The sequence below is a fragment of the Kitasatospora sp. NPDC030952 genome, from assembly GCF_055571335.1.
The window spans coordinates 148,906-170,553 of the sequence record NZ_JBVIFM010000018.1; the positions used below are offsets into that span (position 1 = coordinate 148,906).

19 protein-coding genes are annotated in these 21,648 nt (G+C 73.4%); 16 read left to right on the forward strand and 3 right to left on the reverse strand.

The window, feature by feature from the left end; all coding sequences use genetic code 11:
- Positions 1-16: 16 nt before the first annotated feature.
- The 3 genes from ACZ47G_RS28055 to ACZ47G_RS28065 all read left to right on the forward strand — a co-directional run bounded on the left by ACZ47G_RS28055 (position 17) and on the right by ACZ47G_RS28065 (position 3,244).
- On the forward strand, positions 17-745 hold the full coding sequence (locus tag ACZ47G_RS28055) for a type 1 glutamine amidotransferase (RefSeq protein ID WP_465747271.1): 729 nt from the start codon (positions 17-19) through the stop codon (positions 743-745).
- 353 nt (positions 746-1,098) lie between these two features.
- A complete protein-coding gene (locus ACZ47G_RS28060) occupies positions 1,099-2,124 on the forward strand; it encodes a 6-phosphofructokinase (RefSeq protein ID WP_380457097.1) in 1,026 nt (341 codons plus the stop codon).
- Positions 2,125-2,248: 124 nt separating this feature from the next.
- Positions 2,249-3,244, forward strand: a complete 996-nt coding sequence (locus tag ACZ47G_RS28065) for a 2-hydroxyacid dehydrogenase (protein WP_465747274.1) — start codon at positions 2,249-2,251, stop codon at positions 3,242-3,244.
- Positions 3,245-3,300: 56 nt separating this feature from the next.
- On the opposite strand, the gene ACZ47G_RS28070 is transcribed toward ACZ47G_RS28065, so the two are convergent.
- The 3 genes from ACZ47G_RS28070 to ACZ47G_RS28080 all read right to left on the reverse strand — a co-directional run bounded on the left by ACZ47G_RS28070 (position 3,301) and on the right by ACZ47G_RS28080 (position 6,331).
- Positions 3,301-4,569: an MFS transporter gene (locus tag ACZ47G_RS28070; RefSeq protein WP_465747276.1), complete on the reverse strand. Its 1,269-nt coding sequence runs from the start codon at positions 4,567-4,569 to the stop codon at positions 3,301-3,303.
- 14 nt (positions 4,570-4,583) lie between these two features.
- Complete coding sequence (locus ACZ47G_RS28075; RefSeq protein WP_465747278.1) at positions 4,584-5,618, reverse strand: GNAT family N-acetyltransferase; 1,035 nt, start codon at positions 5,616-5,618, stop codon at positions 4,584-4,586.
- Positions 5,619-5,737: 119 nt separating this feature from the next.
- On the reverse strand, positions 5,738-6,331 hold the full coding sequence (locus ACZ47G_RS28080; protein WP_465747280.1) for a class I SAM-dependent methyltransferase: 594 nt from the start codon (positions 6,329-6,331) through the stop codon (positions 5,738-5,740).
- Positions 6,332-6,625: 294 nt separating this feature from the next.
- Here ACZ47G_RS28080 and ACZ47G_RS28085 point away from each other — a divergent pair, with 294 nt between their 5' ends.
- The 13 genes from ACZ47G_RS28085 to ACZ47G_RS28145 are packed head-to-tail and all read left to right on the forward strand — an operon-like array spanning position 6,626 to position 21,615.
- Positions 6,626-6,892: a phosphopantetheine-binding protein gene (locus ACZ47G_RS28085; RefSeq protein ID WP_380457106.1), complete on the forward strand. Its 267-nt coding sequence runs from the start codon at positions 6,626-6,628 to the stop codon at positions 6,890-6,892.
- Positions 6,889-8,226 (forward strand): ATP-grasp domain-containing protein, encoded by a 1,338-nt coding sequence (locus ACZ47G_RS28090; RefSeq protein WP_465747282.1) that lies wholly within the window; start codon positions 6,889-6,891, stop codon positions 8,224-8,226. Before ACZ47G_RS28085 ends, ACZ47G_RS28090 begins: the two co-directional genes overlap by 4 nt.
- Positions 8,223-10,511 carry a condensation domain-containing protein gene (locus tag ACZ47G_RS28095; protein ID WP_465747284.1) on the forward strand — a complete coding sequence of 763 codons (2,289 nt, stop codon included), beginning with the start codon at positions 8,223-8,225 and terminating at the stop codon, positions 10,509-10,511. Before ACZ47G_RS28090 ends, ACZ47G_RS28095 begins: the two co-directional genes overlap by 4 nt.
- Complete coding sequence (locus ACZ47G_RS28100; protein ID WP_465747286.1) at positions 10,508-12,184, forward strand: GH3 auxin-responsive promoter family protein; 1,677 nt, start codon at positions 10,508-10,510, stop codon at positions 12,182-12,184. Before ACZ47G_RS28095 ends, ACZ47G_RS28100 begins: the two co-directional genes overlap by 4 nt.
- Positions 12,181-13,230, forward strand: a complete 1,050-nt coding sequence (locus ACZ47G_RS28105) for a phytanoyl-CoA dioxygenase family protein (RefSeq protein WP_380457114.1) — start codon at positions 12,181-12,183, stop codon at positions 13,228-13,230. Before ACZ47G_RS28100 ends, ACZ47G_RS28105 begins: the two co-directional genes overlap by 4 nt.
- Positions 13,223-14,077: an alpha/beta hydrolase gene (locus ACZ47G_RS28110; RefSeq protein ID WP_465747288.1), complete on the forward strand. Its 855-nt coding sequence runs from the start codon at positions 13,223-13,225 to the stop codon at positions 14,075-14,077. The genes ACZ47G_RS28105 and ACZ47G_RS28110 overlap by 8 nt, the downstream gene beginning before the upstream one ends.
- Positions 14,078-14,111: 34 nt before the next feature.
- A complete protein-coding gene (locus tag ACZ47G_RS28115) occupies positions 14,112-15,356 on the forward strand; it encodes an enolase C-terminal domain-like protein (protein WP_465747290.1) in 1,245 nt (414 codons plus the stop codon).
- Positions 15,353-16,117 carry an SDR family NAD(P)-dependent oxidoreductase gene (locus ACZ47G_RS28120; RefSeq protein WP_465747292.1) on the forward strand — a complete coding sequence of 255 codons (765 nt, stop codon included), beginning with the start codon at positions 15,353-15,355 and terminating at the stop codon, positions 16,115-16,117. Before ACZ47G_RS28115 ends, ACZ47G_RS28120 begins: the two co-directional genes overlap by 4 nt.
- Before the next feature lie 50 nt (positions 16,118-16,167).
- Positions 16,168-16,923, forward strand: coding sequence for an SDR family NAD(P)-dependent oxidoreductase (locus ACZ47G_RS28125; RefSeq protein ID WP_380457122.1), 756 nt, complete (start codon positions 16,168-16,170; stop codon positions 16,921-16,923).
- 39 nt (positions 16,924-16,962) lie between these two features.
- The gene (locus ACZ47G_RS28130; protein ID WP_465747295.1) at positions 16,963-18,396 is read left to right on the forward strand and encodes a 3-isopropylmalate dehydratase large subunit; all 1,434 of its coding nucleotides are present in this window, start codon (positions 16,963-16,965) and stop codon (positions 18,394-18,396) included.
- 12 nt (positions 18,397-18,408) lie between these two features.
- A complete protein-coding gene (locus tag ACZ47G_RS28135; protein WP_380457126.1) occupies positions 18,409-19,023 on the forward strand; it encodes a 3-isopropylmalate dehydratase small subunit in 615 nt (204 codons plus the stop codon).
- 4 nt (positions 19,024-19,027) lie between these two features.
- Positions 19,028-20,038 (forward strand): NAD(P)-dependent oxidoreductase, encoded by a 1,011-nt coding sequence (locus ACZ47G_RS28140; protein ID WP_380457128.1) that lies wholly within the window; start codon positions 19,028-19,030, stop codon positions 20,036-20,038.
- Complete coding sequence (locus ACZ47G_RS28145; protein WP_465747298.1) at positions 20,035-21,615, forward strand: amino acid adenylation domain-containing protein; 1,581 nt, start codon at positions 20,035-20,037, stop codon at positions 21,613-21,615. Before ACZ47G_RS28140 ends, ACZ47G_RS28145 begins: the two co-directional genes overlap by 4 nt.
- Positions 21,616-21,648: the final 33 nt, after the last annotated feature.

Below are 21,648 nucleotides of genomic sequence, written 5' to 3' on the forward strand. Positions count from 1 at the left end.
TGGAAGGCCTTCGAGGATGAGTGAGAGCAGCCTGCGCGTGGTCTGGGTCTACCCGGACCTGCTCAGCACCTACGGCGACCGCGGCAACGCCCTGGTCGTGGAGCGCCGGGCCCGGCAGCGCCATCTCAACGTGACCCGGATCGACGTCCGCTCCGACCAGGCGATCCCCACCAGCGGGGACATCTACCTGATCGGCGGCGGCGAGGACCGCCCGCAGCGGCTGGCCGCCGAGCGGCTGCGCGCCGACAGCGGCCTGGTGCGGGCCTCCGAGAACGGCGCGATCATCTTCGGCGTCTGCGCCGGCTTCCAGATCATGGGCCACGAGTTCGTCAACGACCTCGGCGAGCGCGAGCCCGGCCTGGGCCTGCTCGACGTCTGGACCACCCGCGGCGAGGGCGCCCGCTGCGTCGGTGACGTGCTCGCCGACGTGGACCCGCGGCTCGGCCTGCCGCAGCTGACCGGCTTCGAGAACCACCAGGGCGTCACCCACCTCGGCCAGGGCGTCCAGCCGTTCGCGAACGTCACCGTCGGCCGCGGCAACGGCACCGGCGACGGCACCGAGGGCGCCTGGCGGGACACCGTCTTCGGCACCTACCTGCACGGCCCGGTGCTGGCCCGCAACCCCGCCGTGGCCGACCTGCTGATCAAGCTGGCGCTGGACGTCAACGCCCTGCCGCCGGCCGACACCACCTGGTACGACGCGCTGCGCGCCGAGCGCATCGCCGCCACGACGCGCCCCTCGTAGTACTCACCGGTACGCCCCGCCCGGGTGCCCGCGATGCGGTCACCCGGCCCGCGGGCGGCCCCGGACGTACGACAATGGGGCTGCCTACTGCACACCCTCCTCGGCAGCAGGCCGCAATTCCGCGCGGGGGCGCCGACGGCGCCGCTCCCGCGTCGGCTCCTGCCCGGCCGGACCAGGGGCCGTATGCTCGACTTCGCGGCCGTTTTCGGACGTTCTGTCCGGATCGGCCGGTCCTTCACCCCGCGGCCACCTCCCCGCCATCCCGGTGTGGGAACGCCTCGTCACGGTGACGGCTCGTCGTCCCAGCCTGTAGTCCGGCCGTTCCTCGGTTCTGCTCGGGAGTTGCAAAGCTAATGCGTATCGGAGTGCTGACCAGCGGCGGTGACTGCCCCGGCCTGAACGCGGTGATCCGTTCCGTGGTCCACCGGGGGGTGGTCGACCACGGCGACGAGATCATCGGGTTCGAGGACGGTTGGCGCGGTTTCCTGGAAGGGCACCACCGCCCCCTGACCCTGGACTCGGTGAGCGGCATCCTGGCCCAGGGCGGCACCATCCTCGGGTCCTCCCGGGTGCAGCCGAGCCACCTGCGGGACGGCGTCGAACGGGCCAAGAAGTACTGCTCCGACCTCGGCCTGGACGCGGTGATCCCGATCGGCGGCGAGGGCACCCTCAAGGCCGCCAAGCTGATGAGCGACGCGGGCCTGCCGATCGTCGGCGTGCCGAAGACCATCGACAACGACATCGCCGCCACCGACGTGACCTTCGGCTTCGACACCGCCGTCTCGGTCGCCACCGAGGCCCTGGACCGGCTGAAGACCACCGCCGAGTCCCACCAGCGGGTCATGGTCGTCGAGGTCATGGGCCGGCACACCGGCTGGATCGCGCTGAACGCGGGCATGGCGGCCGGCGCGCACGCCATCGTCGTCCCGGAGCGCCCCTTCCACATCGAGAAGCTCACCGCCGTCGTCCGCGAACGCTTCGACCGGCAGAAGAAGTTCGCCATCGTGGTCTGCGCCGAGGGCGCCAAGCCCGAGCCCGGCACCATGCACTGGGAGGAGGGCACCAAGGACATCTACGGCCACGAGCGCTTCACCGGCATCGCCACCCAGCTCTCCCGCGAGCTGGAGCACCGCCTCGGCAAGGAGGCCCGCCCGGTGATCCTCGGCCACACCCAGCGCGGCGGCACCCCGACCGCCTACGACCGGGTGCTCGCCACCCGCTTCGGCTGGCACGCCGTCGAGGCCGTCCACAAGGGCGCCTTCGGGCACATCACCGCGCTGCAGGGCACCAACATCAACCTGGTGCCGCTGGCCGAGGCCGTCGCCGAGCTGAAGACCGTCCCGCAGGAGCGTTACCTGGAGGCCGAGACGGTCCTCTGACCGCCGCCCCCGCGCACCACGGGAGCCCCCGGCCGTCCGCCGGGGGCTCCCGCGCACCCGGCGGGCGTTCCGCCCACCGCCCGGTTAGCGTGGGCCGCAGGAGAGCGACCGGAAGGGACGGCCCATGGAGATCCTGGCGTACGGTGTGCAGGCCGACGAACGCCCGCTGCTGGAACAGGCCTTCGCGGGCCGGCACGGGCTGCGCTGCCTGGACGTGTTCCTCAACCACGACACCGCCCCGCTCGCCGCCGGCTACCCGGTCGTCAGCAGCAGCGTCAACGCCGTCCTGGACGCCGAGACCCTCACCGTCCTCGCCGCCGGGGGCACCAAGCTGATCGCCCAACGCTCCACCGGCTTCAACAACATCGACCTGGCGGCCGCCGCCGACCTCGGCCTCACCGTCGCCCGGGTCTCCCACTACAGCCCCCACGCGGTAGCCGAACACGCTTGGGCCCTCGCCCTCGCCGTCAACCGCCGCCTCACCCGCGCCGCCAACCGCACCCGCGAGTTCGACTTCCGCCTCGAGGGCCTGCTCGGCCGCGACGTCCACGGCATGACCGTCGGCGTCATCGGCACCGGCAAGATCGGCGAGTGCTTCGCCCGCATCGCCGCCGGCTTCGGCACCACCCTGCTCGGCTGGGACATCACCCCCAACCCCGCCTGTGTCCAACTCGGCATGCACTACACCGAACTGCCCGAACTCCTCACCCGCGCCGACCTGGTGAGCCTGCACGTCCCGCTCGTCCCGGCCACCCACCACCTGATCGACACCGCCGCGCTGACCCGGATGAAGCGCGACGCCATCCTCGTCAACTCCAGCCGCGGCGGCCTGGTCGACAGCGCCGCCCTGGTCGAGGCCCTGCGCGCCGGACGCCTCTCCGGCGTCGGCCTGGACGTCTACGAGGAGGAGACCGGCGTCTTCTTCACCGACCGCTCCATCCAGGGCATCACCGACGACACCCTCGCCCGACTGGTCACCTTCCCCCAAGTGCTGGTCACCAGCCACCAGGCCTACTTCACCCACACCGCCGTCGGCCAGATCATCGACGCCACCGCCCGCAACGTCGACGACTTCGAAGCCGGCCGCACCAACGAGAACACCCTGGTCCCCAAGGCCTGACCGAGCAGCGGGAGGCCTGGCCGCCGGGCGTGGTGCGCAAGGCGGGCGGCCGGGGGTCAGGCTTGCTGGGGGGCTCGGTCGGTGTCGGCCTCGTCGCCGGTCGTCTTCGGGAGGGTGCCGTCGCCCATCCGGCGGACGTCGGGTGCGAGCACGAGGAGGCCGCGGACGACGAGGTTGGCCACCGCGGCGGTGACCAGGACGGCGGTCGGGCCGACGACCGGGACGAGCAGGCCGGTGACCGCCATGCCCAGGGGGTTGAGCGCGAGGGAGCCGATCCAGTCGTAGGAGCTGACCCGGGACATCACCTCGGCGGGGACTTCGCGCTGGAGGGTGCTGTGCCAGAGGGCGTCGCTCATGGTCACGCCGGCCGCGCCCAGCAGGGCGACGGCCGCGACCGGTCCCACCCCGGCGGCCATGGTGAGGGCCAGCAGGAAGAGGGAGTCCAGGCCGACGAGGAGGTTGGAGGCGAGCAGGGGGCGGGCGGGGCGCCACCAGAACAGCAGCACGCTGCCGAGCAGGGCGCCGATCCCCTGGGCGGCGATGACCAGGCCCCAGGCGGTCGCGCCCATGCCGTCCTCGCCGACGGCCAGGACCGGGCCGACGACGTAGACGGCCGGGCGGACGACGCCCTGGTAGAAGCCGAAGCTGCTCACCATGGACCAGACCCAGTTGCGTCCGGCGAACTCCCGCCACCCCGCGACCAGGGACTCGCGCAGGCTCTCCTTCGCCGCGGCGACCGGCGGCCTGAGCGGGAGGCGGGCCAGCAGGGCGGCGCTGACCAGGAAGAACACGGCGTCGCCGAGCACGATGTAGCCCGGGTTCCAGAGCAGGAGCAGGCTGCCGGCGGCCGCCGGTCCGCAGATGGCGGTGACGCTGCGGCTCAGGGTGATCAGCACGTTCGCGTCGTGGATGCGGTCGACCGGTACGAGGTCAGGGACGACGCCGGTGTTGGCCGGGGTGAAGAAGGCGCGCGCCGTGCCCCAGACGGCCTGGAGGGCCATCAGGGGGACCAGGTCCGGGTGGCCGAGGACCAGCAGGAGGGCCGTGCAGGCCTGGCTGCCGGCCATGACGAGATTGGTCGCGATCATGACCGTCCTGCGTGCGCGGTCCCCGACCGCTCCGCCCACCAGCAGGAACAGCACCTGCGGAGCGGTCTGCGCGGCGAGCACCAGGCCGAGGGAGGACGCCGAGCCGGTGGCGTGCAGCACGGCGAAGGCCAGGGCCACCGGCGCCATGGTGGCGCCGAACATGTTCAGCGCTCGGGAGAGCAGGTAGAACGGGAACCCGGGGACGTCGAACATCGCCTTGCGGCGCAGGGTCTGCATGATTTCCGTTCCGCTCAGGCGGGGCTGACGGCCCAGGCCGTGCCGATGACGGCACCCCGGAGCTGTTTGACGGCGCTGGAGCCCAGGCCGAGGTCGATGCTGCGGAAGCCGTGCCGGAGGGCGTAGCGGACCGGGCCGTGGATCATGGCCTGGAGGTAGCTGTGGTCGCGGCCGGGCATCTCGTCGACCAGCCCGATCTCGTAACTCTCCAGGACGGTGTCCTGCCTGGCGAAGAAGGACGCGACGAGCAGCTCCCCGTCGGTGCTGCGGACGGTCGACGCCCGGCAGGCTTCCGGACCCAGGGTCCGGACCCACTGCCGCAGCCGGTACTCGCACAGTCGCGGGTGGTCGGGCACCCCGTACTTGCGTTTGACGGCGCAGACCAGCGGGGCGGCCTCGGCGATGACGTCCTCGGCGGGGACGCAGTCCGTGCGGTGGCCCAGTGCGGAGAACTTCCGGCGGTCGCGACGGCAGGAGGCGCGCTGACTGGAGGTCAGCGCAGCGGTGTGCTCCTCCTCGTCGCCACCGGTGACGGGCAGTTCGGCGGTGGTGTCGAGCGGGCGCACGGTGGCCCGGCCGGCCAGGCCCGAGGCGAAGGAGTCGACCTCGGGGTCGCGGACGTACAGGGCGACCGGGTAGTTCCCCGCCGCCTCCGCCCGGCCGAAGGCCTCGGCCACCAGGGCGGACCGCACCTCGGCCGCCTCGGCCGGGGGCAGTTGACGGGAGGTGAGGACCCCGGCGGCGAGCTCGCCGCTGCTGCCGACGAACACCCATCGCCGGGGGTCGTCGGGGAGGACGCCGCCGAGCAGGTCGGCCCGCTCGCCGAGGTCGTGGGGGCCGTTGGCCGACTGCGGGCTGCGCGGGCTCCGACTGCTCAGCACGCCGAGGACGCGGCCCTGCGACCTCGCCACCGTCCATCCGGTGGTCCACCGGGCGTCGTCCGCGGCGGCGAGCAGCCGGCCGGGTGCGAGCGCCGGTGCGCCGAACTGCCATTCACCGTGCCGAAGTTCGTCGGGCACCTCACTGAGGGTCTCGATGATCAGCTGCATGGAGCGGAGGCTACCAACTGTCATGCGCACCGCACCACCGTCCATCTCGCCATGCAAGACGCCACGGTGACGTGGTCCGCAGGGGGGGGCGTACGGGCCCGCCTCCTGCGGTCCGTGCCTCAGACCCAGGCCCCCAGGACCGCGAACCGGTACCGCTTGTAGAAGCAGTCCGCCTCCCGGAACCCCGCTTCCGCCAGCCACTCCAGATGGGTGCGGACCGGCACCGACCGGTCGTACGCCATGCGTTCCCTGGCTTCGGCCAGTTCCCGGGCGCTCGCGTTCCGGCGGGCCACGTCGCGCGACCACATCTCGTCGTAGAGGGCGTCGAGGCGGGCGGTGGGACCGGCGACCTGCTCGGCGTGGACGAAGACGCCGCCGGCGGCCAGCACCTCGCGGATGCGCGGGTACAGGGCGCGCTGGTCCTCGTGCGGCAGGTGGTGGATGGCGAGGGCGGAGACCACGATGTCGAACGGGCCGTCCGGGAGGGGCGCCCGCATGTCCGCCTCGATGACCTCGTGACGGACGGCGTACAGCGCGAGTTCACGGCGGGCGATCGCGAGCATTCCGGGCGAGGAGTCCAGGAGCGTGTAGGAGGCGTCGGGGAGGACGGAGGCGAGTTCGGCGGTCATCAGGCCGGTGCCGGCGCCCAGGTCGAGGATGCGCACGGCGGAGTCCCCGTCGGAGTCCCGGGCGGCTTCGACGGCGATGTCCACGGCGGCCTCGTAAAAGGGCGTCAGATCCGGTACGAGCCTGGCCCTGGCGCGGTCGAATGTCTCAGCGCCTGCGTCGAACAGGAGGGATGCGTCGAGCACGGAGGGTTCACCCGTCGTTCGAGGAGGGGGCGCTCATCCTACAGACGCGAACGGTTCTACCAGGGCACGCAGTTGTCGCTCTCTCATTATCTGAAATGACTGTTGCGCTATGCGGACAAGGTCTCTAGGTTGACGAAAGATCATCAAAAACCAGCCGCTCACCCGTGGGACGAGCGTCTTTCCTGAGGAGCACTCATGACGTCAGAGCAGTCGACCGATTCCGTCGTCCGCGCCCTCTGGTGTGCTGTCCTCGGGGTCGAGGAGGCGCTACCGGAGGACGGGTTCTTCGAACTGGGCGGACACTCGCTGCTGGCCATCGAGCTGCTCCAGCAGGTCGAGACCGACCTGGACGTGGAGATCCCGGCCGACGTCCTGTTCCTGGACGGGACGCTGGCCGCACTGCTGGACGCGGCGCGGAAGGCGACGGCGGAGAAGGCGGCACAGAAGGCGACGGCGCAGTGAAACCCCGGGTAGGGGTGCTGTTCTCGCCCCGGGGCGCCGCCTCCGCCCGCGACGTGCTCGTCGCGGCGGCCGGCGACATCGAGATCGTTCCGCTCCTGCGGTCCGGTGCCGGCCAACGGCAGCCCGCCCTCCCCCTCCTGATCAACCGGTTGTTCGGTGCGCCCCTGGAGATCGACGAGGAGCGCCTGACGGACCCGGGCCCGCCGCTGGCCGGGGTGGTGACCTTCGCCGACGCGGAGCTCGAACTGGCCGCGGCACTCGGCGCCCACCTGGGCGTACGGCACCGGGACGCGACCCCGGCGGACAAGTACCGGCAGCGCACGGTCGTCGGCGGGGCCGGGTTCTCCCGCATCGCCGCACTCCCCGTGGACAGCGCGCAGGACCTGGCGGAGGCGGCCCGCCTCCTCGGGTACCCGTTCGTCGTCAAGCCGCGGCGCGGTGCCGGCGGCACCGACGTCACGATCGTCCGGGACGCCGCACAGGCCGCCGCACTCACGGAATCCTGGCGCTGGACGAGCGGCACCCTCTACGCCGAACAGTTCATCCCGACGGCCGACCGCCCGCCGGGAGCCTGGCGGGCCGACTACGTCTCGGTGGAGGTGCAGAGCATCGGCGGCAGCCACGACGTGATCACCGTCTTCGACAAGTTCCCCGTCCACGAGCGGAGTTCGCAGACCCGGCAGGGCGGCCGGATGGCCACGACCGGCGACATCCTCCCCAGCGGACTGCCGCTGCGCCTGCGCACCGAGGTCGAGGAACTCGTCCTCGGCGCACACCGGGCACTGGCCATGGACGACGGCATCACCCACACCGAGGTCAAACTCGGCGCCGACGGCCCGGAGATCATCGAGATCAACTGCCGGGTGGGCGGGCACCTGAGCCGGGTGCTCAACCGCCGCTCCGGCTTCGACCTGGTGCGCCAAGCCCTGCTGATCACCGCCGGACTGCCGCCCCAGCCGCTGCCCGACAACACGGGCGAGCGCCATGTCGCCGGCCTGTTCGTGCCGTTCGCCGACACCGACGGCCCGGTCCGCTCGCAGGTCTCCCCCCGCGCGCTGCGCACCCCGGGGGTCGCGGCCGTCGACGAGGTCGCCCGCGCGGGCGCCGCGCGGACCGACACCGACGCGATCGCCTGCAACGTCGTCCTCGACTGCCCGCAGGAGGACGACCTGCGTCACGCCACCGCCGGGTTCCTGGCCCGCGTCGGCGAACTCTTCGCCGAGGACGGCGTCGGCCACCGCGACTGGACCGCCGAGATGAGCGCGCGGCTCGACGCCGAACCATCCGCGGCCCCCGCGCCGCGCCCCACGCCCTCACCTGGCAGGAGCCTATGAACGCCCAGGCACAACAGCACGCCATGCAGACCGTCCTGCTCGAGTCGCTGACCCGCAAGGCCGGCGGCGACCCGGCGGGCCTGAGCACCGCGCGCTCGTGGGCGCAGAACGGCGGCAGCTCGCTGGACGCCTACGCCGCGATCATGCGCATCGAGGAGGAACTCGGCCTGGTCGTGCCCGTGGCCCGACTGCTCGGCCCGAAGCCCCTGGACGAGCTCATCCGGCAGGCCGCCGCCCCCGCCGCCACGGCGCCGGCGGGGGTGCCGTCCGAGGGTGCCGTGGCCGCGACGGCCTCGCAGCGGCGCCACTGGCGCCACGCCCAGGGCGAGGGTTCGGCCGCCTTCCTGAACATGGGCCGCGCCCTGCGCTGCGCCCGCGACTTCGACGCGGACCGCGCCGAGGCCGCCTTCCGGGCCCTCGTCGCACGCCACGAGTCCCTCCGCAACCGTTACGTCCCCACCGCCGACGCGCTCCTCCTGGAGGAGGTCGCGGACTGGCCGGAGCGGGTCGCGTTCGTCCGCCACCCCGAGGCGGTGGACGCCGAGGCCGCAACGGCCCTGGTCCGCACCGCACTCGAACCCGCCTTCCGCCTGGCGGAGGAACCGCCGGTCCGCGGCGGCTGCGTCCCGCTGAGCGACGGCGGCGCCGTCCTGTACCTCGGTGTCCACCACATCGCGGCCGACGGCTGGACCACCGACCTGCTCGTCGGCGACTTCCTCGCCCTCTACGCGGACGCCGGCCACGAGCTCGCCCCGGCGACCCCGTTCAGCCGGTACGCGGCCGCCCTGGAGGCCGCGGCCCACTCCGGGGCCTACGCCGACGACATCGCCTACTGGCAGGAGAAGTTCGCCCGGCTCTCGCCCGACTTCACCATCGCCCGGCGCAGCGGCGCCGCCGGCGGCCAGCGGGCCGGCACCTCCCGCCTGCTCTGGGACGGCCCCGGCGAGGCGACCGCCCTGCGCGAGCGGGCCCGTGCGCTGGGCGTCACCACGTACAGCCTGCTGCTGTCCGCCCTCCTGACCGCCGCCCAGGTGCTGTCCGGCGAGGACGAGGTCGTGGTGATGAGCGGCGTCGCCAACCGCAACCGCGCCGAGCACCGCAACACCGCGGGCCTCTTCACCAACCAGATCTTCTTCGTCGGCGACTTCCGCTCCCCGGGCTCCGTCGACGACTACGTGCGGCAGGTCCACGACGACGTGGTCGAGAGCCTGGCCCGCTCCCAGCTGCCCGTCGAGGTCGTCCTCGACCGGATGGGCGCCTACGACGCGGCCCGCACCCTCGCCCCGTACGCCAACATCCTCTTCCAGGCCGCCGAGGCACCGATCGACCCGCCGGGGCTGCGTGACGGCACCTGGCGGCCCCACCCGCTGGGCAGCGGCTCCATCAAGCGGCACTGCAACATCCACCTGGAGGACGACGGCGCCGACGGCCTCGCCCTCGAACTGGACTACAGCCTCGCGCTGGTGGGCGCGCACGACGCGGCCCGGCTGCTGCGCGCCCTGCGGGCCGCCACCGACCGCGTCGTCCACGGCGGCGACGGCCCGGTGACGGAGCTGCTGGCCGTCGCCCGGGAGGCGGCCGGGGACCCCGCGCCCACCCTGACCGTCTTCTCCGTGGACTACCCCGGTGCCCGGGCCGAACCGGCGCTGGCGTCCGTCGTCCGCGACAGCCTCCCCGGCGCCGACCTGGTGGAACTCCCGGTTCCGCAGAGCCTGGACGCCGAGGAGATCGAGGAGTGCCGGCGCCGGGGCCACGCCCTGGTGGCGCGCGACACCACCGGCCCGACGGCCGTCCTCGGCTACTGCTCGGCCGCCGCCTGGGCCCGGCACCTCGTCGCCACCCTGGACGGGGACGCCGCGCCGGCCCTGCTGACGCTGAACGGCAACGATCCGACCGAGGTCGACTGGTACGAGGAGTTCGCCCACCTCATCGGGCGGTTCGACGCCGACGCCGACCTCACCGAGGTGGCGCCCGAGCGCATCGCCCTGCCCCGCGACGGGGACCTGCGCAGTCGCTGCGCGGCCGCGCGGGACACCCTCGCCGTCATGCGCCGGCTCCTGGCGGGCGCGGTGGAACGGCGGTTCGGCGCCCCGCTCGGCCGGGTGGCCCGGGAGACCCTGGACGTCCAGGTCAAGTGGCTGACCTACCTGGGGAGCTGCGTCGTCGTCGGAGCCGGGACGGCCCGCCCGGCGGAGCGCGCCCTGCCGGACGTGCGACTGGACCAGAGCGGCCGGACGTCGGCGTGGCTGCACGCCGAACTCGATCCCGACGGATCCCTGCGGTGAGCGAGGACGCCTTCGTCCAGCGCATGCTGGCGGCCCATCAACTCCAGCGCCGGTACTGCCGGGAACCGCACCCGGTGAGCCGTCGGGTGTTCGCCGACATCCTGGGGCAGGTCCGGGACACGGCCTTCGGGCGCGACCACCGGCTCGGCCGGGTGCGCACCGCCGCCGACTTCGCGTCGGCCGTCCCGATCGGCGGTTACGAGTCCTTCCGGGGCTACGTGGAGCGCATCAGGGCGGGCGAGCAGAAGGTGCTCACCGAGAGCCGCCCGTACGCCCTGCACACCACGTCCGGCACCACGGGCAACCCGAAGTACATCCCGACCACCCGCCACTGGCGCAACCGGTACCGGGGGCCGGCCCTGTACGCCCAGTGGGGCCTGTACTTCCAGCGCCTGGGCCTGGAGCACTACCGCCCCGGCAACGTCCTGGACATGTCGTGGGAGCGGTCGGTCATCCACCACCTGCCGGGCCCGGACGGCACGGTGCCCGTCTACAGCATCACCAAGCGGCCGTCCGCCGTCGGCCCCCGCGACTGGAACCCGCCGTGGTACGGGGAGCCCTGGTTCCTCGACGACGCCGGCCGGTTATCGCTCTACGCCAAGCTGCGGCTGCTGGCCGGCTCCGACGTCCGCATGGTCGTGGCGGTCAACCCGTCCCGGATCACGGCCCTCGGCGAACTCGTCAACGAGGAGCTGGAGACGCTCCTCAAGGACCTCCACGACGGCACGCTGCGCGGCGCGTCCTTCCCCGGCCTGGCCCCCGCCCGGGAGACCGCGTACCGCCTGGAGGCCGCGCACTCCTTCGGCGGGCGGGTCACCCTGGTCGACCTGTGGCCCCGGCTCTCGCTCCAGGTGTGCTGGAACTCGGCCTCCGCCCGCTACTACCGGGGCTGGCTCGACCGCCTCGCCCCCGGCGTCCCGCTCATCCCGTTCAGCACCACGGGCACCGAGGGCATCGTCACGATACCGGTGGACACCCACTCCTCCGCCGGTCCGCTCGCCGTCGACCAGGGCCTCTTCGAGTTCGTGCCCTGCGAGCCGGCGGACCCGGGGGAGCCGCTCCCGCCCGACGCGGCCACGATCGGCCCCGACGACCTGGTCAACGGCGGCACCTACCGGCTGGTCATGAGCCAGGCCAACGGCCTGTACCGGTACGACTCCGGCGACATCTACCGGGTGGTGGGGCGGGTGGGCGGCCTGCCCCGGCTGGAGTTCGAGGGCCGCGGCGGATCCGTCAGTTCGTTCACCGGGGAGAAGCTGACCGAGTCCGACGTGCACGCGGCGATCCGGGCCGCCGTCGGGAGCGCCTCCGTGCCCAGCGTCTACTGCCTGGTGCCGTCCTGGGCCCGGCCGCCGGGCTACACCCTGGTCATGGAGTGGCCGGACGGGCCGGGGCCGGCGAGCGAGGCGTTCTGCGACCGCGTGGATGCCACGCTCCGCCGGGTCAACTCCGAGTACGACGAGAAGCGCGGCTCCGATCGGCTCGCCCCGGTCAGCGGCCGCACCGTTCCGCCAGGCACGTTCCGCGCGCTCGCCGAGCGCCACGTCGCCCGGGGTGCGTCCGCGGCCCAGGTCAAGCACCGCTGGCTGCACACCGACGACACCTTCCTGGCCGCCCTCCCCGCGCGCCCGACCGACGCGCGACCCACCGACCGAGCAGAGGACCGCACATGACCGATCTGGACACCCTCGCCGCCGACTTCCACCGCGACGGCTACGCCGTCGTCCCGGGCGTGCTCGACGAGGCCGACTTCACCGAGGTCCGGCAGGAGTACGCGCGCCTGCTGGACGAACGCGCCGAGCAGTGGCGCCGCTCGGGCGCCCTCACCGGCGGCGAGGAGCTCGTGGGCCGGCCCTTCGACGAGCACCTGGTGGCCCTCGCCGCGCTCCCCGGTTTCGACACCGCGCTGCTGAGCGAGCTCGACATCACCCTGCCGCACATGCCGTTCACCTCGCTCCAGCCGGGCAGCCGGGTGCACACCGGGCCGGGCGTCCTCGGACTGCTCCGCAACGCCCGGGTCCTCGACGTCGTGGGGCGGCTGGTCGGCGAGGAGATATCGGCGAGCCCCAACCAGCACGTGCGGCTCAAGCTGCCCGCCACGAAGACCCCGGGCGGGTTCGGCGCCCGACGCGGCGAGACCATGCACGCGCCCACCATGTGGCACCAGGACGCGATGACCCAGATCCCGCAGTCCGACGACACCACCCTGGTGACCTGCTGGATCCCGCTGATGGACGTCCCCGCGGAACTCGGCTGCCTGCTGGTGGTGCCCGGCCGGCACCGCGAGGAGAACCTGCTGCCCTGGCCGATGGGCCCCGACGTCGTCCGGGAGCTGGAAGCCGCCGCCGTGCCGCTGCCCGTCAGGAAGGGCGATCTCGTCCTGCTGCACAAGCGCACGCCGCACGGCTCCACCGTCAACCGCTCCGAACGCCTGCGCTGGAGCTTCGACTTCCGCTTCTACCCCTCGCACGAGCCCTCGGACCGGCCGTGGTTCCCGTCCGTGGTGACCCGCAGCGCCGCCGACCCCGCCCTGGCCACCACGGACGCCGGGCACTGGCGCGAGCGGTGGGACCAGGCCCGGGACATGTTCGTCGCCTCGGGCCAGATGGTCCCCGGCCGCCGGGAGTTCTCCCAGCTCGTCGCCGAGTCGCTGATCACCCGGTGGGAGAGCGGCGACGTCCCCCACCTGGCCCCGGCCGGAACCGCCGCCGATGCCTGAGCCGACCACCCGCCCGGACCCGGTCGTCAGCCGGGTGCCGGCCGGCGGGGAGACCCTCGCCCTGCACACCTGGGACGACGGTCGGCCCGGTCTCGCCGACCTGTTCTACGTCCACGGCCTGCAGAGCCACGCGGGCTGGCTCTTCGAGACCGGTCCCGCCCTGCTGGAGCGCGGTGTCCGGCTGACGGCGCTCGACCGCCGGGGGTCCGGCGCCAGCACCGGCCCGCGCGGCCACCTGCCGGACGCCCGCACCGTGCTCGACGACTACGGCACCGTCCTGGCCGGCCTCGCCGCCGAGGCCCCGGGCCCGGTCACCGTGCTGGGCCAGAGCTTCGGCGGCAGCCTGGTCGCCGCCATGGTCGCCTCCGGCCGGATCCCGCGCGGCTCGGGCGTCGTGCTGTGCGCCCCGGCCCTGGGGCAGCAGCGCGCCCGCCTCGACGAGGCCGCCCGCCGCCGCGTGCTGAGCCGGATCGGCCCGGACGCCTCGGTCGTGCAGCTGGAGGACGAGCAGTACACCACCGTGCCCGAGTACCTCGCGTGGATGGCCAACGACGGCCTGATGGTCCGGTCGGTGACGGACTCCTTCCGCGCCGCCATGGTCGAGACGGAGGACCTGTACGTGGGCGCGGGCCCCGCTCCCTGGGCGGACCGCGAGGTCTGGGTGGCCTGCCCCGACCAGGACTCGATCATCGACCTCCGGGCCTCCGAGGCGATGCTCGCCGACCTCGCGCCGCAGGCCGTGGCACGGCACTTCCCGGTCGCCTCCCACTACCTCGAGTTCACCGACGTCCGGGAGCAGTACTGGGACTGGCTGGCCGCGGTGGTCCGGAACGGGGCCCAGCGGTGATCGCCGGACATCCCCCGGCAGGGGCGGGCTCCCCGTGCTGACCCTCACCGTGCACGAGGCCCGGATCCCGATGGAACGCCCCTTCCGGCACGCCCGGACGACCCGCCGGGAAACGGCTTCCGTGCTGGTCGCCGCGGAGTACGACGGGGAGACCGGCTGGGGCGAGGCGGCGCCGCGGGAGTACGTCACCGGCGAGTCCGTCCGCTCGGTCCTCGCCGCGCTGCGCGGACGGGAACTGCCCCCCTCCGTCGTCGAGCTGCTCGCGGCCCCGCCGGCGGAGTCGCTGGCCGGCCTGGCCGCGCTCGAACTGCCGGAACTCCTCGGGGAGCCCGGCCGGCCCGCCCCGGCGGCCGCGGCCGCCCTGGAGACCGCCCTGTTCGACCTGGTCTGCCGCAGGCACGGGGTGGACGGCCTCCGGGCCCTGCACCTGGCCGGGTACGACGACGTGCTGGCCGCCGAAGCCGCCCCCGCGCCGGTGGCGACCGTCCTGGACCTGAGCGGTGCGCCGCCGGCCCGCCTCGCCGCGCTGTCCGACGCCGCCCGGAGGGCGATCCCGCACGTCAAGCTCAAGGCCGGTCCCGACGTGGCCCCGGTGGCCGACCTGGTGGCGCAGGTCGCCGCCCTGCTGCCCGGTGCCACCGTGTCGGTGGACGCCAACTGCGCCTGGGAGGTCGAGGAGGTCCTCGCCCACGCCCCGCGCCTGCTCGCCGCCGGACTCTCCTGGCTGGAGGAACCCCTCGCCCCGCGCCGGTGGGAGGAGCTGGCCCGGCTGCGCCGGGCCGGGCTCTCGGTGATGCTCGACGAGTCCTTCTCCTCGGCCCGCGACCTCGCCGACTGCACCTCCCACCGGGCGGCCGACCTGCTCAACCTGCGCGTCTCCAAGTGCGGCGGCCCCCTGCGGCTGCTGGCACTCGCCCGCGCCGCGCGCGCCGCGGGCCTCGGCCTCCAACTCGGCGTCCAGGTCGGCGAGCTCGGCCCGCTGTGGGCCGCCGGCCGCCTCGTCGGCACGGCCCTGCGCGCGCCCGTCGCCGTGGAGGCCGGCCGGCAGGACGAGTGGTTCGCCGACCGCCCTCCGCTCACCACCCCCGCCTACCGGGTGGACCGCGCCACCTCCCGGGCCCCCGCCCTGGGCGGCCCCGGCATCGGACTGCGCCCCACCCGGGCCCTGCTGGACCTCTGCACCCCCGGCTTCCGGCGCCCGTGGACGGCGCCCCGGCCGGCCGCCCCGCACCGCGCCCGACCCACCGCCCAGGACACCCCACCGGAAGGACGACCGTGAACACCGACCCGAGCCGCCCGCTCCCGGCGCGCCGCGCCTGGGTCACCGGCGCCGCCTCCGGCATCGGCGCCGAGGTCGCCCGGCGCCTCGCCGCAGAGGGCGTCGACGTCCTCATGATCGACCGGGATCCGGCCGCCCTGGAGGCCACCCGGCGAACCGTGCCCGGGGCACGCCCGCTCCTGCTGGACGTCACCGACACCGAGGCCGTCACGGCGTACGTCGAAGGAGCCGACCCGGACTCGCTCCCCGACGTCCTCGTCAACGGCGTCGGCGGCGACACCCGCCGCATCCCCCTGGAGGACCTCCGCGAGGCGGACCTCACCGCGGCGATCAGCAACAACCTCCTCGGCTGCTTCACGCTGACCCGGCTGTGCGCCCCCGCCATGCGCCAGCGCGGCCGCGGCCGCATCGTCAACCTCGCCTCGATCGCCGGGCGCACCTACTCGATCTTCAGCAACGCGGCCTACGTCGCCGCGAAGGCGGCCGTCCTCGGCTACACCAAGCAGTGCGCCTATGAACTCGCCCCGTACGGCGTGACGGTGAACGCCGTCGCGCACGGCCCCATCGCCACCGAGCGCCTCGTCGCGGCCTGGGAGGAGATGCCGCCCGAGCGGCAGGCCGAGGTGCGCGGCCGCCTCCCCATGGCGCGCTACGGAACCGTCGGCGAGGCGGCCGCCGCCATCGTCCATCTGTGCGGCGAGGAAGCCGGATACACCACCGGTGCGCTCGTCGACGTCAACGGAGGTCTCCACATCTCATGAACAGTCACCCGACCCACTCCCCCGGCAACGACCTCAAGGACGCCGTCGTCATGGTCACCGGCGCCGGCAGCGGCATCGGCCGTGCCACGGTGACCGCGCTCGCCCGCGCGGGCGCCCTCGTCGTGGCCGCGGGACGCCGGGAGCACACCCTGCGCGAGAGCCTGGAGCTGGCGGGCCTGGAGCGCGACCGTGGCCTCGCCGTGACCTGTGACGTCACTGATGAGGAAGCTGTCGCGGCGTCAGTTGATACGGCCGTCTTGGAATTCGGACGCCTGGACGCGGCCGTGAACACGGCTGGTATGTTCGGCCCAAGTGGGCTCCTGTCAGAAGCGCTCCAGAAGGATGCCGTCGACGTCATGTCCGTCAATCTCATGGGCATGTGGCTGTGCTTGAAGCACCAGTCACGGGCGATGCTCCGGTCAGGTGGCGGAGCGATCGTCACCACGGGCTCGGTGGCCTCCTTCCTCGGGCACTCGGGCAGTCCCATGTATGCGGCGACCAAGCACGGCGTCGTCGGACTCACCAAGGCCGCGGCACTCCAGCTGGCCCCGCACGGGATCAGGGTGAACGCGGTCTGCCCCGGGTCCACCGACACCGCCATGCTGCGCGAGCTGTACCCGGACGAGGGACAGCTCGCGGCACGGGCCCGGCGCGCACCCCTCGGCCGGATCGGCCTGCCGGAGGAAGTGGCCGCGGCCGCCCTGTGGTTGGCCGGCCCGGCGTCGAGCTACGTGACCGGGCAGGCGCTGGCCGTCGACGGAGGCGTGACCGCCGGGTCCGCCGCTCCCGTCAGGCCCACCGCGTAACCGTTCATTTCTTCGAGACGACCGACGAGGAAAAAGCTCATGGGTTCAACGCTGTACAACAAGGTCTTCGACCTGCATACCGTGCGCGACTACGGCGACGACCGGGTTCAGCTCTTCATCGGCCTCCACCTGGTGCACGAGGCGACCAGCCCGCAGGCCTTCGCCATGCTGCGGGAGCGCGGCCTCGGCATCGCCATGCCCGAGTGCAACGTGGCCACCGCCGACCACGTCATCCCCACGGACACCATCGCCCGCCCGCTCCTCGACCAGCTGGGCGAGGACATGCTGGCCCAACTGGAGACCAACACCGAGGACTTCGGGCTGCGCTTCTTCTCCCCGAGCAGCGGCGACTACGGCATCGTCCACGTCATCGGGCCGGAGCAGGGCCTCACCCAGCCGGGCATGACCATCGCCTGCGGCGACTCGCACACCTCCACCCACGGCGCGTTCGGCGCGGTCGCAATCGGCATCGGCACCTCCCAGGTGCGCGACGTCCTGGCCACCCAGACCGTGACCATGAACCGGCTCAAGGTGCGCCGGATCCAGATCGACGGCGAACTCGCCCCCGGCGTCACGGCCAAGGACGTCATCCTGCACGTGATCCACGAGCTCGGCGTCGTCGGCGGCGTGGGCTACGCCTACGAGTTCGCGGGCTCCGTCATCGAGAACATGTCGATGGACGAGCGGATGACGGTCTGCAACATGGCCGTCGAGGGCGGCGCCCGCTGCGGCTACGTCAACCCCGACGACACGACCTTCGCCTACCTCAAGGGCCGCCCCGCCGCCCCCACCGGCGAGGCGTGGGACCGCGCCGTGGCCTGGTGGCGCTCCATCGCCTCCGACCCGGACGCCGGCTACGACGACGTCGTGGTGATGGACGGGGCCGACATCCGGCCCATGGTGACCTGGGGCATCAACCCGGGCCAGTCCGTCCCGGTGGACGGGCTGCTGCCCTCCCTGGAGGGCGCCTCGCAGGACGTCGCCGACTCCTACGCCGAGGCCTACGACTACATGGGCATGAAGCCCGGCGACAAGCTCGGCGACTACCCCATCGACGTCGCCTTCATCGGGTCCTGCACCAACGGCCGGGTCTCCGACTTCCTGGAGGTGTCCGAGGCGCTCAAGCGCAGCGGCGCCCGGGTCTCGCCCGGCGTGCGCGCGCTCGCCGTGCCCGGTTCCAACGCCGTGCGCGAGGAACTCCTCCGCCTGGGCGTGGACAAGGTGCTGGAGGAGGCCGGCTTCGAGTTCCGGCTGGCGGGCTGCTCGATGTGCCTGGCCATGAACATGGACAAGCTGGTGGGCCGCGAGCTCGCGGCGTCCTCCTCCAACCGCAACTTCAAGGGCCGTCAGGGTTCGCCCACCGGCCGGACGATGATCATGTCCCCGCTGGCGGTGGCCGCGGCCGCCGTCAACGGTTCGGTCTGCGACCCGGCGACCGTGTTCGGCCCCGCGACCGTCGTCTCTTCCTCCTAAGGAGCCCCAGCAGTGACCAGCGCCACCGATCCGCGGATCAGCACCGTCACCGGCACGACGGTCGTGCTCAGCGGCAACGACATCGACACCGACCGGATCATCCCGGCCCGGTTCCTCAAGCACCTGACCTTCGACGCGCTCGGCGAGCACGTCTTCGAGGACGACCGCAAGCAGGAGCACGCCCGCGGCGTCACCCACCCGTTCGACCAGCAGGAGCGCTCCGCCGGCAGCGTCCTGCTGGTCGCCAAGAACTTCGGCTGCGGCTCCTCCCGCGAGCACGCCGCGCAGGCCCTGCACCGCTGGGGCATCCGCGCCGTCGTCGGGGAGAGCTTCGGAGAGATCTTCCGCGGCAACTGCGGCACCATCGGGCTGCCCTGCGTGACCCTCGCCCCCGAGCACGCGGAGGAGGCCCGCGCCATCGGCCTGGCCGACGCCGACGCCGTGGCCGACGTGGACCTCGGCAAGGGCGTCCTGCGGATCGCCGGCCGCGAGTTCCCCGTGCAGATCCAGGCGTCGCTGCGGGACTCCTTCCTGGAGGGCACCTGGGACACGCTCGCCGAACTCCTCAAGAACGCCGACCAGGTGAGCGGGACGGCCGCCCGGCTCCCCTACCTGACCGGGTTCTAGTCGGATGCCGTCCATAGTTCCGCCGTCCGGCCACCGGGTCTTCGTCGGCACCGACCGGGTCCTCGACGAGCTGCTCGACGAGATCGCCGGGCGGCTCGCCGCCCTGGGCCACCAGGTGGTCCGGGCGGCGGATCCGCGGGCCGTCACGGACGGCCCGCTGGACGCCCTCGTGCTCACCTCCCGCACCCCCGTCGGTCCCGAACTCATGGACGGGCACCCGGAGTTGAAGGGAGTTGTGTTCGCCTCCAGCGGCTTCAACTCCATCGACGTCCCCGACGCCACCCGGCGCGGCATCGTCATCGCCAACGGGGCGACCCCGGAGAACCACGGCAGCATGGCCGAGGCCACCATCATGCTCGCCCTGGCCCTGCGGCTGCGGCTCGCCGACCGCCTCGCCGCCGTCGCCGAACAGCGCCCCCGCCCCCGGCCCGCCGAGCTCGACAGCCGCTCGCTGCGCGGTGCCACCCTGGGCCTCGTCGGCTTCGGTCGGATCGCCCGGGAGGTGTGCACCCGCCTCGCGCCCTGGGGCACGGGCCCCGTCCTCTGCCACACCCGGACCCCCCGGCCCGAGGACTGGCCCGAGGTGGACTTCTGCTCCCTGGACCGCGTCCTGACGGAAGCCGACGTCGTCAGCATCCACCTGCCGCTCAACGCCGCGACCCGCGGCCTGATCGGCGAACCCGAACTGCGCCGCATGCGCGACAGCGCCGTCCTCATCAACACCGCCCGCGGCGGCATCGTCGACGAGGCGGCCCTGGCCGACGCCCTGCACGGGAACCGGATCGCCGGCGCCGCCATCGACACCTTCGACGTCGAACCCCTCCCCGCGGACAGCCCGTTGCGCAAGGCCCCGAACGTGCTGCTCACCGACCACGTGGTGGGCCACACCGTGGAGATGTACCGCTCACTGGTACCGGCCGCCGTCGAGAACACCGCGTGCATCCTGCGCGGGGAACGCCCCCCGTACCTGGTCAACCCGGACGCCCTCGCCCACCCCCAGGAAGGGACCGCATGAGCAGCAGCACCCCGCCGCCGTCCGCCGCACCGACCCGGCTGTACGGGCTGGTCGAGGCGACGGCCGCCCGCCACCCCGAGGCCGTCGCCCTGGAGACCCCCGGCGAGGACCCCCTGACGTACCGCGAACTGACGGACCAGGCGGAACGCCTGGCCCGCGGCATCGCGGCCGACCACGGCCCGGTACCGCCCCGGATCGGTCTGATCGGCACGAAGTGCGCCCGCACCTACGTGGCCTACCTCGCCGTCCTGAGGCTGGGCGCCACGATCGTCCCGATCAGCAACGCCGCCCCCGCCGACCGCATCCGCGCGATCGCCGGGGCCGCCGACCTGACCCTGGTCCTGACCGACGACATCGGGGGGCCGGCCGCCGCCCTCGCACCGGACGCGGACGGCCCGTCGCAGACACTGCCGCGGCTCGTGGAGATCCCCGCCCTCGGGACCCCGGCGGACGCAGCCCCGTTCCGGGCCCCCGCGGCCCAGCCGACGGCGTACGTCCTCTTCACCTCGGGCAGCACCGGCCGGCCCAAGGGCGTGCCCGTGTCGCACGCCAACGCCCTCAGCTTCGTGAACCACAACCTGGCCCGGTACGGGGTGGGGCCCGGCGACCGGATGACGCAGAACTTCGACTTCGCGTTCGACGTCTCGGTCTTCGACCTGTTCGTGGCCTGGGGCTCGGGCGCCACCCTGGTCGCCCCCTCCGCCCGGGACCTGATGCATCCGGTCCGCTGGGTCAACGAACGCTCCCTCACCCACTGGACGTCAGTGCCGTCCGCCGTCTCCACCGCCCTCGGCCTGGGCGAACTCGCCCCCGGCGCCATGCCGTCGGTGCGGACGAGCCTCTTCCTCGGCGAGCAGCTCACCGTCGAACAGGCCGGGGCCTGGCACGCCGCCGCCCCGAACGGCGTCGTGGAGAACGTCTACGGTCCCACCGAACTGACCGTCTACGTCTCCGCCTACCGGCTGCCCGCCCGCACCGAGGACTGGCCCGCCACCTCCAACGGCACCGTCCCCATCGGCCACGTCTACCCGCACCTGGAGTCCGTCGTCGTCGCCGACGGGCGCCAGGCCGACGAGGGCGAACTCTGCGTCCGGGGCCCCCAGCGCTTCGACGGCTACCTCGCCGCGGAGGACAACGCCGGCCGCTTCCTCGCCGACGACGACTCCGTCGGCTTCGCCCCGGTCACCGGCCGTCCGCCGGTCCCCTCCGACTGGTACCGCACCGGTGACCTCGTCCGCCGCGCCGACGACGGCACCCTGACCCACCTCGGCCGGCTGGACTCCCAGGTCAAGATCCGCGGCCACCGGGTCGAGCTCGCCGAGATCGAAGGCGCGCTGCGACGGCACGAGAAGGTCACGGACGCCGTGGTCCTGGCCCTCCCCGGCCCGGTCGGCAGCCTCGACCTGATCGGCTTCCACACCGGTGGCGAGACCGACTCCCGCACTCTGCGCACCCACCTGGCGGCCGTTCTTCCCGCCTACATGATCCCCCGGCGCTACGTGCGCCTGGACGCGTTCCCCCTCACCGGCAACGGCAAGATCGACCGCCTCGCCCTCAGGGCCGCAGACGGCCGATAGGTACCGGTAACCCCATCCGTCCTTCCCAGGAGG